Origin of the sequence: Plebeiibacterium marinum, assembly GCF_026013615.1 — a bacterium.
Lineage (GTDB): Bacteria > Bacteroidota > Bacteroidia > Bacteroidales > Marinilabiliaceae > Saccharicrinis > Saccharicrinis marinus_A.
On the sequence record NZ_JAPDPI010000002.1, the window covers coordinates 118,682 to 133,387 of the forward strand.

The 14,706-nt window shown below is 36.2% G+C and carries 14 protein-coding genes; 1 reads left to right on the top strand and 13 read right to left on the bottom strand.

Features of this window, described 5'->3' with window-relative positions; all coding sequences use genetic code 11:
• Positions 1–14 precede the first annotated feature (14 nt).
• From OM074_RS01785 to OM074_RS01820, 9 genes are all read right to left on the bottom strand, one after another.
• Positions 15–269 carry a Txe/YoeB family addiction module toxin gene (locus tag OM074_RS01785; RefSeq protein WP_301197554.1) on the bottom strand — a complete coding sequence of 85 codons (255 nt, stop codon included), beginning with the start codon at positions 267–269 and terminating at the stop codon, positions 15–17.
• A gap of 95 nt (positions 270–364) precedes the next feature.
• Entirely contained in the window at positions 365–619 is a 255-nt protein-coding gene (locus tag OM074_RS01790) for a type II toxin-antitoxin system Phd/YefM family antitoxin (RefSeq protein ID WP_301197555.1), read from the bottom strand.
• Between the two features lie 212 nt (positions 620–831).
• Positions 832–1,338, bottom strand: a complete 507-nt coding sequence (locus tag OM074_RS01795; protein WP_301197556.1) for a hypothetical protein — start codon at positions 1,336–1,338, stop codon at positions 832–834.
• 61 nt (positions 1,339–1,399) lie between these two features.
• Positions 1,400–1,702: a DUF1016 N-terminal domain-containing protein gene (locus OM074_RS21440; RefSeq protein WP_363320197.1), complete on the bottom strand. Its 303-nt coding sequence runs from the start codon at positions 1,700–1,702 to the stop codon at positions 1,400–1,402.
• 204 nt (positions 1,703–1,906) lie between these two features.
• Positions 1,907–2,587: an Abi family protein gene (locus OM074_RS01800; protein ID WP_301197557.1), complete on the bottom strand. Its 681-nt coding sequence runs from the start codon at positions 2,585–2,587 to the stop codon at positions 1,907–1,909.
• 338 nt (positions 2,588–2,925) lie between these two features.
• Positions 2,926–3,105 carry a hypothetical protein gene (locus OM074_RS01805; RefSeq protein ID WP_301197558.1) on the bottom strand — a complete coding sequence of 60 codons (180 nt, stop codon included), beginning with the start codon at positions 3,103–3,105 and terminating at the stop codon, positions 2,926–2,928.
• A 190-nt stretch (positions 3,106–3,295) separates the two neighbouring features.
• Entirely contained in the window at positions 3,296–3,874 is a 579-nt protein-coding gene (locus tag OM074_RS01810; RefSeq protein ID WP_301197559.1) for a hypothetical protein, read from the bottom strand.
• A 47-nt stretch (positions 3,875–3,921) separates the two neighbouring features.
• The gene (locus OM074_RS01815; protein WP_301197560.1) at positions 3,922–4,776 is read right to left on the bottom strand and encodes a DUF6794 domain-containing protein; all 855 of its coding nucleotides are present in this window, start codon (positions 4,774–4,776) and stop codon (positions 3,922–3,924) included.
• Between the two features lie 284 nt (positions 4,777–5,060).
• Positions 5,061–5,348: a T9SS type A sorting domain-containing protein gene (locus OM074_RS01820; RefSeq protein ID WP_301197561.1), complete on the bottom strand. Its 288-nt coding sequence runs from the start codon at positions 5,346–5,348 to the stop codon at positions 5,061–5,063.
• 583 nt (positions 5,349–5,931) lie between these two features.
• Between OM074_RS01820 and OM074_RS01825 the strand changes: the two genes are divergently transcribed.
• Positions 5,932–6,552 (top strand): DUF6266 family protein, encoded by a 621-nt coding sequence (locus OM074_RS01825; RefSeq protein WP_301197562.1) that lies wholly within the window; start codon positions 5,932–5,934, stop codon positions 6,550–6,552.
• 309 nt (positions 6,553–6,861) lie between these two features.
• On the opposite strand, the gene OM074_RS01830 is transcribed toward OM074_RS01825, so the two are convergent.
• The 4 genes from OM074_RS01830 to carB form a co-directional block, all read right to left on the bottom strand.
• On the bottom strand, positions 6,862–9,270 hold the full coding sequence (locus OM074_RS01830) for a penicillin-binding protein 1A (RefSeq protein WP_301197563.1): 2,409 nt from the start codon (positions 9,268–9,270) through the stop codon (positions 6,862–6,864).
• Positions 9,271–9,319: 49 nt separating this feature from the next.
• Positions 9,320–9,976, bottom strand: a complete 657-nt coding sequence (locus tag OM074_RS01835; protein ID WP_301197564.1) for an HD domain-containing protein — start codon at positions 9,974–9,976, stop codon at positions 9,320–9,322.
• An 87-nt stretch (positions 9,977–10,063) separates the two neighbouring features.
• A complete protein-coding gene (locus OM074_RS01840) occupies positions 10,064–11,191 on the bottom strand; it encodes a C1 family peptidase (RefSeq protein ID WP_301197565.1) in 1,128 nt (375 codons plus the stop codon).
• 133 nt (positions 11,192–11,324) lie between these two features.
• Complete coding sequence (gene carB / locus OM074_RS01845; RefSeq protein ID WP_301197566.1) at positions 11,325–14,549, bottom strand: carbamoyl-phosphate synthase (glutamine-hydrolyzing) large subunit; 3,225 nt, start codon at positions 14,547–14,549, stop codon at positions 11,325–11,327.
• Between the last annotated feature and the right edge of the window lie 157 nt (positions 14,550–14,706).

Consider the following 14,706-nt stretch of genomic DNA (forward strand, 5'->3'; position numbering starts at 1 on the left):
TTGCTGAGACTTTTTTAATAGTGGTAACGACATTGAAGTATAAATAAAGTATCATTCTCAACTTTATACACTAACCTATCAGAATGATTAATTCTTCTCGACAACCAACCAGTAAGATTATTCTTTAAAGCTTCTGGCTTACCGGTACCAACAAAAGGCGTTCGTTGACATTCTTTTATAAGAAGATTGACTTTTTTGAGTATTTTTTTGTCTTTTGTTTGCCAATAAAGATAATCCTCCCAAGCTTCGGGCATCCAAACTATTTTCATCTCATTATAATTTTTATTTCCAGAGGAATTCGATGGAACTCGCCTTTAATACCTTCACTGTGAGAGATTTTTTTTCATGGCTCGTTTCATAGGATTTAATCTTCAATTAATTCATGTTCCTCCCCTTTACCTTCACTGTAGGATTTAAGAGCTGAGTTGATACGGGCTGCATTATTAGGGCTAGATAATAGGTGTAATGTTTCTTGCATTCCTTCATAATCAGACATTGACATAACAACAACATCTTCTCCTTTTGAACGTTTAACAAATAAAGGTGCATGAGTTTTTAGAATTGAATCCAAATGACTCTTTAGGTTTTGTCTAAAATTTGAATAGGTTGTTATTTCCATTTCTTATTGGTTTAATTTATATAACAAATATACAAATCAAAATCATATTGTACAATTAGTTGTACAACAATATAGAGCATTATATTTTTCTATAGTTCAATTGTGCTATTTCGAGATTGTTTATAATGTAAGTATGCACACTTATGCTTCGTTAATTAAGGAATTCTTTAATTCTTTATTTTATTCAATTCGTGTTGTGCGTTTGTGCTGTTCTATAATAATTGCATTCGTCCTTCATGAAATGCTTTCTCTATTTTAATCAGTTCGTTTTTCTTTAATTCCGAATTAAATTTAGCACTTTCCACTTCAAACTTAAATGGAAGATAAAAAACAACTTCATCATCTGTTGGTGTCGCTTTAAATAGATGTAATGAACTTTTATATACTGCATCAATTACTGCCCTCCCTAACAGTCTTTCTCTTGCCATTTCAATAGTACATACAATACTTAAATTTTTCCTATTTAAACTTATTTTGGCAATCACAAGTCCACCAATTCTATTTTCATAACATTTTTTTGGGTAGTCAATGTTTTCATATATCTGATGAAATACATTCTCATTCTCATAAATCGTAATATATTTAAGATAATCAGTTTTGATTTTATAAGTCGGATTAATTTTTAAGGCTCCTGTAGAAGTATACAACGATGTACTTTGTCCTTTAACAAAGGTTACAAAGAATATCACTATTGACATTAATACAATTAATTTTCTCATAATTAGTTCTTTTATTTGCATTTTGTGATGATATCTAGCGTAGGATAGAAAAATATCATCTTTATAAATCTAAACATTCCTTACAACTTCTAATTGAAAACAAGCCCAACTTACACACAGTTTCTATTTCTTTTACTTTTGAAATAACCAGCCTATTATGTCCCCACGGAATTTGTGCCACACACTGTGGCACAAATTGATATTTTGCAGAATAAAATTTATACCATTGCCTGATTGCATAAAGATTTCTTCTAGGAAAGCCTTTCATATCAGGAAATTCATGTTTTAATTCAGATGCTGTTTTTTCAATAAAACTACTTCCCCAATTGACCTGATCTTGCCTTTCAACGATATCTTTTCCAATTTCCTAGTAAAGTTCCAGCAATTGAGAATTAATTGAAAATGCAACTTTTCTCCTTGCTACATGAATTTTAGATTTCAGTTCTTTTATCCAATCTCCATATTCTGATATATCTATTTTTTCACTCATATCACAAAGATATAATATTTTATACGTGATTCTTGACCTGTTTGGAAGTGCGTTTTGTGCGACTATTTTATTAAAAAATCATATGCGTTTAACAGCATTTATTCTTTTTTCAAGGCGGTCGTAATACCAAACATATTTAAATAAATCATAATCAATCCATCTTAAAAGAGAATAAATATTTCGTCTAACATTAATTGCATCCGATAGGTTTATGTGACCGTCATCAAAACATATTGGTTCGTTATGATAGACGCGATTTCTAAATTCTCGTATTTCCTTAAGGATATCTCTAATTGCACTTCGATCTGTAGATTCAGGACGAAAAGGAAAAACATTTAAGATGGACGCTTTTAATAAGCCAAATGGTTTAGCCTCAAAGAAACTTGTCCAAAAACCAAATTCTTGCTCTGCCATAATCGCAGATGGAGTTAGTGGACGTCTCTTTCTATTTAAACGTTTTTCAGCACTAATTACAGACTTTTTAATATAAAAATCCGTTTTTCTCAATGAAGGATGACTCATAAAACCATCTTTTTCATTAATAATCCATTTAGGATCATCAAAATGTTTTATTAACTCCCGGTTTACTGCATTTCTAAATAAAACCTCAAAATTATTCAATATAGGATAGAAAGCCTCCGACAAAAGTATATTGGCTTTATATAGCTCTAAAGCTCTTGTTTTTGAGTTATTACAGGCAAATAGATATTTTCTAATTCGAGATGTAGAGACAAACAACTCAAGCTTATCATAGTTCAAATTAATTAATTTTAGTGTTTGAATAATTTTATAAAAATATTGTTTTTTTAAAATTAAATGTGATTTTTTTGATATTTATATAGCTACTGGTTTAAAATTAAACTACCTTTGTAAGGTAAAGCGAGTAAAGCCTCTGTCATTTTATGATACGTAACTACGCAAAAGATATTTAAGCCTCCTAGGATTAGGAGGCTTTTTATATTTAATGCATATTAAAATAATTATCACCTATTCTTTCTTTGTATACTAATTCTTACGTTCAAGACAGTAAAATATATTTTCATAAAGACTCTACATAGTTCTTTTTCAAACCTTTGATACAATCTCGTTTGCATTATCTAATTACAAGAATCAGGTGTTAATCTATATTTTTCAGTATACCACAACATAAATGATTCTGTACGTATTGCTCCTTCAAAATTTCTTGACATCGCAAATTCTTTATTTATTGCTTTTTTGGGTTCAGAATCAAGCCACTCCATATAATCATCAAATGTCACTTCCCCTTTAGTACTCATATTGATTTAAGTTTTTATTCCTAGCTAATATTTGCTTTGCGTATTCTGTTACTCTTTTTTAAATCGTTATTTAACGAATTCGTTAATTCATTACTATTTGAAAAAATAGTTATTCCTGATTTCGTTCGGTCTGCATTTAGTGTAACTAAGTCTCGACCTTCACTAATTATGGTTGTGTTTTGTAGAACTGTTAGAATAATCCTGACTCTATAAAACTATGAACTTTATCGGATTCTACACCCACATATTTAATTTCACAACTTGTTTTGTTTTTGATGATTCTGCAATGTGCATTTGCAACTTTTACATTGCAAGTCTTAGCAATATATTTTGCAACTTCAGTAATAAATGAATTGCTTCGATAAATTATTTTGACTCCATAATTCCTACTTTCTTTTTCCTCGAAATAACTAGCTTTACCTTTAAGGAATCCCTGAATAAATCTTCTAGTATGGACTGAGCTCATTCTGGGAATAGTCAAATCAGTTCTGTCTTTTTGGAATCCATATGATTCTACACTATCTACAAAATGAGGATTAGCAAATCGCAGAAAGTAAACAGTTGTAGTTTTATTTACTTGTTTACCTACTTTATAAGGTATTACAAAGTGATATTTGATTTCTTCTAAAAGACCTTGGTCAATATTAAAAATACGAATTACGTTCTGGCCGTTAATTTTACTAATAGTAGCATCTGCAAAAATAAAGCCCAATAGCCAGGCTTTATCATTGTTTAAAGTATAAAAATCAAATGGTATATAAAAACTCATTACTTAATTAGTATTCAATATGTATTCTGGGTTTGATGAGACTATCTTCACCTTAGTTCTTTGTTAAACTCAATTAGAGCTTTTTCAAGCAAGTCTTCAAATGCTTTATTAACGTCAATACCAGTATAAACAGTTTTGGGTTCATAAAACTCTATTAAATTGTAGCTCCTCGTAATTTCAAATGACGATATATTCATAGATAAATAAACTGCCATTTCACTGCCCCAAGTTCTTGCAGCAATCTCTGAGTAAAAGTCTCTAATTGTGATTGTGACATCTAAGTTAGTGGACTTAGAAAATTTTTGAATCAACCACTCATCTAAATATGCTTTTAAAGGTTTCTTTACTACCAAATCACCAACTTTTTTCCCTGTTGGATATAAGGTTCCTAAACTAGTATTAAGGTGATCTTTGATAAATATCTGAGTGATTCTAAATTTAGCGTTTGGAACATTGACACCATCTCTAATCTTAAATCGCATCAGGTACTTCTTTCGTCTCGGAGCTGATTCAATTACTTGTTGAGATACTTGAGTCTCTAGTTTGTCACCATAAAAAGTTCGATAAAATGAACTGAGTACTAAATGAGTAAGAAACCTGGGGCTATGGATAGAATCTTGAGAAATTTTCTTGAATAAAGAAGGCCCTCCAAGAACTCCCCACTTTCTTCGAATATATCTACCTACTTCAAATTCATGCTGTTCAATGAACTCACTTTCATTAACGGGATTTAGCTCTTCTGATTGCTTTTGAAAATAAACACTATCTAGGTCATTAATAGCTTCTTCCATAGAGTTTGGCCCCAAGGGATCTGAGCCCCATATGATTATTACAACCTGTGAATAACAATAATTTGTTACAGTTAAGCTTAAGAATATAAAAAGTATTTTCAGAGTTTTCATGCATGAGTTTTAATCTGATCCATAACTGCTATTATGTTTCCACACAAGATATCACATATAAAGTCTATTTATCATATGACGATAAACGTCTGGCACTATAAAAGTAACTAATAGTTCTTTCAATCCTTCTAGATAATTTAGTTATCTCTCATATGCTTTTAGTGAGACTATTTTTTATCTATACAAATATTGAATTAAATTCTATTAATAATTCCAAGTAAAGCAATCGTAAATAAGTGCATAACTATATTATATTGTACATCAGTGCTTTGTAAGACTGAGCTTCACTCATTTATAACTTTAAGAGTCTTTTTTGTACCATCTATACAATTTAACTGACATAAATACATACCAGAAGGCTCTTTGCTTAAATCAATATCTACTTCATCACATAATCCATTCAATTTGATTTGTTCTACTGAATGCCCTTGAATATTACTGATAAAAATATAACCTTTTACATTAGGTGAAAGATAAGCAGTATAATGTCCATTACTCTTTTGCATTCCAATGTTAAAGGTTACATTTGAGCTATTTAAGTTTGCAGATTTTGTAGATTTAAAAACGTTCATTTAAACGGCAAATTCTGAAACTTATTAATGATCCGAGTTTCTGAGACTACATCAAAATAAAGGAGAAACATTTAGGAGGGCTTCATCAAACCCGTGCTTAAAAAGACTATATCATAAAATTAGGTGGGACAGAATCTGCTCACGTAAATAAATTTAATTAAATGTTCGTTTTATGTTTGTGTCTATATTACTCCCCACACATAACTAGTTTAACAACAACAAAGCGCCTGCCCATTGCACAAGTATTCAGGGATGAATATTACAAAGGTGATTTTCCTGCGTAGTGAATTGGAGGAAGGTGTGAATATGAAATTAAGCGATATGTTGAGGGTACTGTTCGTATATGCTTAGGGACAGGTAGGGGATGTAGTCGTGTTATGTAGGGTTTTTGTTCGCTCTTTGTTCGGACTTCGTTCGGTTTTCCTTCGGTTATTAGCGAATGAAATCCATTTTAGGTACGGTTATTGTGTATGTAAAAAGTATGGAAAACTACTAGACTTCCCGACTAAGACCCCTTTCAGTCCCGAAGCAAGGTTATACCATATTGATCTTTAAATAAATGTTTAACTTAAATTTAATTGTTATGGGTAAGGTAGAAAATGGAATTAATGGCGCTATAACAGGTACTGTAGGACCATCGGTATTTTATAAAATGTATGGAAAAAACTATGTGCGTGCTTTACCTGATGAAAAAAAAGTAAAAGTAAAAGCTACTCCTGCACGTTTAAGACAACAACAGCGCTTAAGCCTGGTTACTGCATTTTTAAAACCATTTAAAGATTTGGTTAAAATTACTTTTGCAAGTGTTACTAAAGGCAGGGCTCCTTATCACACCGCACAATCCTTAAATATGAAGAATTGCATTATTGGTGATACATACCCCGATCAGGAGATAGATTATTCAAAGACTTTGTTAAGTGCTGGAAATCTTGAATTGCCAAAGCAATGTTCAGTAAAAAGAAAAGGTACAGGATTATTATTTGAATGGGATGATTTTGATGATATTGGAACTGATACCTTAGTGGTGGCCTATTTAGATCACACACAATCCTGGAGTAAATATCACTTTACAGGAATAGCCAAATATGAAAAAAGTTTTTATTGGGAAGCTCATATCAACGAAGAACCAATTCGTGTGTGGATGGCCTTTAGAAGTCACAACCAACAGGATATGAGTAACAGTGTATATTTGGGCAAGGTATGAACCAGTTCTAAAATGATCTTACCGGCAGTATCGGTCTACCTTTTGTCCCTTCGGGCACAGAAGTGCATTGTTATATTGCCTGTGCCGCAAACGACAACAGCACCAGTGTTAGCAACTCAGTTTATGTTGGGTTGGTAAATGTACCTTAAATGATTTCATAAAAATACCTGTCTGTGAATTTGCCAGACAGGTATTTTACAATATTTTAAATTAATACATATAACTCCTCTGTACCCTTTTTTTTTGCAATGACCATTGACTAATATCTAATGACTAACAACCAATGTCTAATATCTAATAACCAATTCACTAATCCTTTTTCCTAAAAAGATCCCTCATCCTGTTAAGCAAGCCTTTGCTTTTCTCTTTACGTTCTTCTTTTTCCATCTCCCTGGCCGCCCTTCTTTCTTCGGGCGACATTTTAAGTTTTGTAGAATCTACACGCGACCTTTTACCGATACGGAATACATCAAAAATAGACTTATCAGGATCCGTTTCAGAAAAATCGGCACAATCAACCATTGATGCCAAATCCCTGTTTAAAATAGGAAAATGGGCCCTTGAATATTTGCGATACTTAGGGTTTTGCTCAACCTGCTGCATAAACAAACCAAAAATAGGCAATGCCATATGGGCACCCTGCCCCAGGGTTGTTGTACGGAAGTGAACCGCAGGACTTTCTGCACCAACCCATGCTCCAGCCAACAGCCCTGGAGTAAACCCTATAAACCAGCCATCAGCATTATCCTGGGTGGTTCCGGTTTTTCCGGCAAGCTGGCTTTTTAAACCATAAACACTCCTTAACCCACTACCTGTACCATTCTCCACAACCCCCTGAAGCATATAATTCATCAAATCGGCCACATCTTTGCTCAACACCTCATCACTTTCTACCTCATCTTCATACTCAAACAGCACATTCCCTTCTTTATCTTCAATTTTCAACAGTCCAACAGGAGCCCTTTTCTCGCCCCTATTGGCAAAGCAGGTATATACAGTCAGCATTTCCTGCAGAGAAATTTCACCAGCCCCCAGACTCATAGAAGGAACTGCCGGCAACTTAGACCGGACACCCATCTCCTCTGCCAGGTTTAAAACCTTATCTATGCCGGTTTCCACCATCACCTCAGCCGTTATGGTGTTCACCGAGTTGGAAAGCCCCCCCTTCATGGAGTAATACCCTTCATGGTTTCCATCCGAATTAGAAGGCGACCAATCCTGGTACTTTTCATACACCCTTCTTTCGTTAGAAATAAATTCACAGGGACTCATCCCATCAATCAAGGCGGCTGTATACACAATGGGTTTAAAAGTAGAACCTACCTGTCGCCTGGAAGTAACATGGTCGTACTGGAAGTATTTATGGTTTACACCACCAACCCAGGCCATAATTTTTCCAGAACCCGGCTCCATAACCATAAAGCCGGTATTAAGTATTTTAAGATAATGCCTTACCGAATCGATGGGCGATAAGTTCACTTCCTTTTCATCCGGATATGCAAAAACAGTCATTTTGGTAAGCTTTTGCATCTCCTTTAAAATCTCTTCCTCTGATTTTCCACTAGCTTTTAAAGCCTTGTATCTGGTTGATGACTTAAGTGCATTTTCATATACCGATGGTTTCGTACGCCACGGATCCTTATTGCTCCAATGGTTTTTAAACTCTCTTTGTAAAGATGCCATGTGTTTTTGGACTGCAGCATCCGCATACTTTTGCAAGGTGGGATCAATGGTGGTATAAATCTTCAGCCCATCCTTGTAAATATCGTAGTGGTCGCCATATCTGTCTTCAAGTATCTGTACCGCCTTTTTCCTTATAATTTCACGAAAATAGGGCGCTATCCCGGTATTGTGATCTATCTTTTGATACTGCAACTGTATATCCTGGCTCTGCAACTTTTGGGTTTCCTTATCCGACAGGAACCCAAATTCATTCATCCGGGTTAAAACAACATTCCTCCGGGTTTTTGAGCGCTCCGGATGTAATCTGGGATTATAGGCAGTATTTGCGGCCAACATCCCTATCAACACAGCCGCCTCGTCGGCCTTTAAATCTGACGAATGCTTACTGAAAAAACGCATTGCTGCGGCTTCAATTCCATAAACATCCTCTCCAAAAGGCACGGTATTCAGGTAAAGCGTCAATATTTCATCCTTGGTATACACCTCTTCCAACCGGGAAGCAACAAATATTTCGCGCGACTTGTTTACAATCATCGAAAAGGGACCATATTTCTTTCTTGGAAATAAGTTTTTAGCCAGCTGCTGACTAATGGTACTTCCTCCACCCTGAGATTTGTCCATGAGGATAATAGTTCTGAAAAGAACCCGCCCCAAGCTAACCACATCAAAACCTTTATGCTGAAAAAAACGTTTATCCTCGGTTGCTACAAGAGCATTACGTGCATGTTCCGAAATCACCTTATTTTCAATACTCATGCGATTTTGATGATAGTATTTCCCCATAAGGGCACCATCAGCAGCATACACCTCCGAAGCCACGGCATTCTCTATCTGGGTCAGTTCCTCATGCGCAGGCAAATGCCCAAATACCCCCAGATATACAAACAACAAAAAAATAGCACCAGCCAAAACAAGGCCTCCCAATCCTTTAATGGCAAGCATCAGGGCCTTTTTATATAAGGATGTATTTTTCTTTTTTGAGGTTGTATTTTTCTTTGACTTGGATTTGCGTGTTGATTGTTTTTTTGCAGTCATTCAGAGGTTTTTAGTTTCATATATACCGACAAAAGTAATCATTCAAATGCTAAAAACCATCATGCCCTATTTCTGAATAGAATTGCTTAAGAAAACCTTCCATAAAAAGGTGCCTTTCTTTAGCCAGTTCCTTACCCATTTCCGTTTCCATGCGATCTTTTAACAACAGGAGTTTTTCATAAAAATGATTGATGGTAGGCGAAGTACTATTTCTATATTCTTGTGTAGATTGATATGCCATGGGAGGGATTTCAGGATTAAATAACTCACGATCCTTACTTCCCCCATAATGAAATGTTCGTGCTATGCCAATCGCCCCAAGGGCATCCAGCCTGTCGGCATCACGGACTACCTTTTGCTCAGGAGTCAGCACCCGGTCTTTATCAAACTCAGACCCAAACGAAACAGCATTGATGATTTCAAAAATCTGCAAAACCTCTTTGTCTTTTAACCCTATTTCATGTAAAAAACAATGAAGCTCATGCTCTGCTTTGCTTTTATCGAACAACTTTTCGTCCGTAATATCATGCAACAGGGCTCCGGCCTCAACAAGAAAACCATTTGCTTTTTCAACTCCGTTAATATGTATGGCATTATGCAAAACCCGCAATACATGGCTTAGATCATGTCCAGCGTCAACATGTTTCAGTTTATCAGAAACATAGTCGTAAATATGCTTTAAGAGTTCTTCTTGATGACTATTCATGCTGTTGTTTTTTGTAAAAACAGGACTGTAGTAAAAGTCAAAGCTCTATTTCTCAAGCCGACGAGTTTTATTGCAAGCGCTATATATCTACTGATTATTGGCAGCTACCTTTCCAAACAGTTTCTTGTTTATATCCTTACCAAGCGCTTGTTTATGAAGCATGATGGCAACGGTATTCATCCTGACATAGGCCTCCGACATATACCAATACCCCTGATATTTTGAATTAGTTCCCCAGCTGTTTTTTGTTTTAAAATAAACCGTTCCATTTTGATCCTTTGCCATACCCACAATATGCATCAAATGGTCGTCAGTAGTCTGCCACGAATAAAATGCTTTTTGCCTGGTATCCGGAGTAACCATCATTTCGTCCTGGGGCAACAATGCAGAGTTACGATCTTTGGGAAGTATGGCCACTCCTTCGTGACGGGAGAAATATTGATCAGAAACATCACCATCCCAAACAAAACTATAACCATCTTCCAGCGCCTTTTTCATCACATCAATCAATTCATCCAAAGGCAGGTTATAATACCTGTCATGCGACCAATTATCCGGCACTTCCAGATCAAAAGCTTTATAAAAGGGGTGATGGGTATAAGAAGTCAGTTCAATATAATTATCCTTATCAATACCTAACCCTTCAGCAAACTGAACCGGAGTATATATTCTTTTATTGAATTTTGTTTCCTTTGGATCCTCACCCAGATAATTTGTTAAAACCGAATTTATATTCCTGAACCAGACATCAGACGGGCTTGCTGTTTTTTGCTCCACATAATTATCGATCATGCCTTTCAGGGTCATTTCCATTTCGGTATGGTTGTGCACCTGACCGGAATCAGCAAAGCCCGGATAGTCTTCCTCCTGAACAAAACCAAAGTCTCCAACAACATTCATCACATCATGAGCCTGTCCGCCCTGACTAAAATTCCCTAGTCCATGTAAAAACACATATTGTCTGGCTTTATTTTGATAGGCATGCTTAACCATATACATTTCCGACAAGTCAAACTCCTGTCCCCCCATTCTCATTATTTCGCTTTCGATAAACGAAACTGTACTATATGCCCAACAAGTACCTGTTCTATCCTGACTTTTAACCGGTGAAGTTTTTACATCCACCAAGGGTTCAAAAACAAACTTTTCCTGAGCATAGGAATTAAACACAAAAAAACATGCCCACACTAAAAATACAATACGCGATAACTTCATAGACTATTATTTTATGCAACGAAAATATAAATTCTTTATGATTTTTTCACAATCCGCATCCTCTTAACAAAAATAAAGCCACAGAGAAAAATATCCCTGTGGCTTTAAAGCGTTAATATCTAATATCAATACTCTACTTATACTCTTCCCAGCTCTTGATTTTAATATCCTCCTTACCCATTTTACAGAATGCCTGAATAAACGCACTTGCCAAACGGGCATTGGTAATCAAAGGTATATTAAAGTCGATTGCACTACGACGGATGGTATACCCATTCCTCAACTCACTTGTACTAAGGTTTTTTGGGATGTTAACAACCAGGTCAATTTCCTTTTCCCGAATCATTTCCAACGAATTAGGATGCTGATCCGGTTCACTTGGCCAGTAAATATGTGTTGTTTCAACTCCATTTTCAGCAAAGAACTTGTGTGTTCCGCCGGTAGCATAAATGTTGAAACCATGTTCTTTCAATAACTTTGCACTCTTTAGCAGTTCCATTTTTGAACGAAGCGGACCTGAAGAGATCAATATATTTTTCTTTGGAATTTCGTAACCCACCGAAAGCATGGAATTAAGAATAGCCTCATCAAAATTATCTCCGATACATCCTACCTCACCTGTTGACGACATATCAACGCCCAATACCGGGTCGGCTTTTGCCAAACGGGCAAATGAAAACTGAGGAGCCTTAATCCCTACACAATCCAGATCAAATAAGTTCTTATTTGGTTTCTGAACATCCATTCCCAGCATCACCTGTGTAGCTAGGTCGATCAAGTTCACTTTAAGGATTTTAGAAACAAACGGGAAACTACGTGACGCCCTTAGGTTACACTCAATAACTTTAAGCTCATTGTTTTTACCCAACAACTGCATATTGAAAGGCCCGGAAATATTTAATGCTTTTGCAATCTCCCTGGCAATTTTCTTTACACGGCGCATCGTTTCAATATAAAGCTTTTGCGGAGGGAATACTATGGTAGCATCACCTGAGTGCACCCCGGCAAACTCCACGTGCTCAGAAATTGCATAAGCAATCACCTCACCGTTCTTAGCCACAGCATCCACTTCAATCTCTTTGGCTTCTTCAATAAACTCTGAAACCACTACCGGATACTCTTTAGACACATTGGCTGCAAGTGTTAAGAAATGCTCCAATTCGTCTTTATTACTCACCACGTTCATTGCCGCACCCGAAAGCACGTAACTTGGACGAACCAATACCGGGAATCCAACCTCATCAACAAAAGTGAAAATATCTTCAATTGAAGTAAGCTCACTCCATCGTGGCTGGTCAATATTTAAGCTATCAAGCATTGATGAGAACTTCTGACGGTTCTCTGCGTTATCAATATTTTCCGGAGAAGTTCCTAAAATAGGCACCTGTTGTTTGTTCAGCTTCATGGCCAGGTTATTCGGAATCTGACCTCCCACTGAAACAATAACCCCTTTAGGTGTTTCCAGGTCAATCACATCCATCACCCTTTCAAAGGTAAGCTCATCAAAGTATAAACGATCACAAACATCATAATCTGTACTAACCGTTTCCGGGTTGTAGTTGATCATGATGGAGCGATACTTCTGCTCGCGGATGGTATTCAGTGCATTTACACTACACCAGTCGAACTCAACAGAACTACCAATCCGGTATGCCCCACTACCTAACACAATAACCGACTTACCATCATCTGTGTAATCAATATCGTGTTCGGTACCGCTGTAAGTCAGATACAGATAATTGATTTGAGCAGGAAACTCACCTGCCATGGTATCAATCTGCTTAACTACCGGTAATATATTACGTTTTTTACGTTCAGCCCTAACTTTCAACAGGTCGTCTCCAATTACCTCACTGGTGCTTTTAAATACACACCTGGCAACCTGAAAATCGGAATACCCGGCTCTTTTTGCCAATCGCAACAAATCATCAGGCAGATCCTCAAGTTTAGAATAAGTCTTCAACTCATTCTCTATGTCGCTGATATTTTTTAGTTTTTCAAGGAACCAGTGATCAATTTTACTTAATTCATGGATCTCCTCTACCGACATTCCATCTTCAAAAGCCTGGGCAATGGCATATATACGCTGATCTGTAGGTTCTGCCAATTCTGTTTTTACATCAATCCCTTTTAATGGCTGGTTGGCAACAAAACCATGCATTCCCTGACCAATCATACGAAGACCCTTTTGTATAGCCTCTTCAAAAGTACGACCTATAGACATGATTTCACCAACAGATTTCATACTACTTCCAATCTGCTTGCTAACACCGTTAAACTTGTTCAAATCCCAACGAGGAATTTTACAAACCACGTAATCCAAAGCAGGCTCAAAGAAAGTAGAAGTAACCTTAGTAACTGAGTTTTTAAGTTCATGCAACCCATAACCCAAACCTAATTTTGCAGCTACAAATGCCAATGGATAACCAGTAGCTTTAGAAGCCAGTGCACTGGAACGGGATAAACGGGCGTTTACCTCAATTACCCTGTAATCCTCCGATTTTGGGTCTAAGGCATATTGCACATTACACTCACCAACCACACCAATGTGGCGAATAATTTTAATGGCAAGCTCTCTTAACTTATGATATTCTGAATTTGATAGCGTTTGAGAAGGAGCAACTACAATACTTTCTCCTGTATGGATTCCAAGCGGATCAAAGTTTTCCATATTACAAACCGTAATACAGTTATTGTACTTATCACGCACCACCTCATACTCAACCTCTTTCCATCCTTTAAGAGACTCTTCAACCAATATCTGATTAGAATAAGAAAAAGCATTTTCTGCACGGGCAATCAACTCCTCTTTATTATAACAGAAACCACTACCCATACCTCCAAGGGTATAAGCAGCCCTTACAATAATTGGGAATCCTATTTTATCAGATGCTTTTACTGCTTCCTCAACCGAAGTAACAGCCAAACTAATTGGCGTTTTAACATCAATTTCCTTTAGTTTGTTTGCAAAAATCTCCCTGTCCTCAGTATTAATAATTGCCTGAACAGGAGTTCCTAATACCTGAAGGTTGTATTTCTCCAACACCCCACTCAGGTATAACTTAGTTCCACAATTCAATGCTGTTTGACCACCAAAAGCCAGCAAAATACCGTCAGGCTTTTCCTTTTTAATAACCTCCTCAACAAAATAAGGCGTCACAGGCAAAAAATAAATCTTATCAGCAATTTTATCTGATGTCTGTACAGTAGCAATATTAGGATTTACCAATACGGTTTCAATACCTTCTTCTTTAAGTGCTTTAAGAGCCTGAGATCCGGAATAATCAAATTCTCCTGCTTCCCCAATCTTTAGCGCACCCGATCCTAGTACCACTACTTTTTTAATGTCTTTATTCATGTTTTACTGGCTTATTATGAAATTGATGTAATGTATTCTTATACAAAAATAAATCAGAAAAAATTTTAAAACTGACTTTGCTTATTTTACTTTTTATATGCGTTCTTATCGTTTATTCAAGCATCTTACCTGGTACAAAAAGCCGCTAACGCTTGTA

Coding starts and splice junctions, on each gene's coding strand:
- OM074_RS01785 (WP_301197554.1), bottom strand. CDS start 269: ATGAAAATAGTTTGGATGCCCGAAGCTTGGGAGGATTATCTTTATTGG.
- OM074_RS01790 (WP_301197555.1), bottom strand. CDS start 619: ATGGAAATAACAACCTATTCAAATTTTAGACAAAACCTAAAGAGTCAT.
- OM074_RS01795 (WP_301197556.1), bottom strand. CDS start 1,338: ATGAGAAAATTAATTGTATTAATGTCAATAGTGATATTCTTTGTAACC.
- OM074_RS01805 (WP_301197558.1), bottom strand. CDS start 3,105: ATGAGTACTAAAGGGGAAGTGACATTTGATGATTATATGGAGTGGCTT.
- OM074_RS01810 (WP_301197559.1), bottom strand. CDS start 3,874: ATGAGTTTTTATATACCATTTGATTTTTATACTTTAAACAATGATAAA.
- OM074_RS01815 (WP_301197560.1), bottom strand. CDS start 4,776: ATGAAAACTCTGAAAATACTTTTTATATTCTTAAGCTTAACTGTAACA.
- OM074_RS01820 (WP_301197561.1), bottom strand. CDS start 5,348: ATGAACGTTTTTAAATCTACAAAATCTGCAAACTTAAATAGCTCAAAT.
- OM074_RS01825 (WP_301197562.1), top strand. CDS start 5,932: ATGGGTAAGGTAGAAAATGGAATTAATGGCGCTATAACAGGTACTGTA.
- OM074_RS01830 (WP_301197563.1), bottom strand. CDS start 9,270: ATGACTGCAAAAAAACAATCAACACGCAAATCCAAGTCAAAGAAAAAT.
- OM074_RS01835 (WP_301197564.1), bottom strand. CDS start 9,976: ATGAATAGTCATCAAGAAGAACTCTTAAAGCATATTTACGACTATGTT.
- OM074_RS01840 (WP_301197565.1), bottom strand. CDS start 11,191: ATGAAGTTATCGCGTATTGTATTTTTAGTGTGGGCATGTTTTTTTGTG.
- carB (WP_301197566.1), bottom strand. CDS start 14,549: ATGAATAAAGACATTAAAAAAGTAGTGGTACTAGGATCGGGTGCGCTA.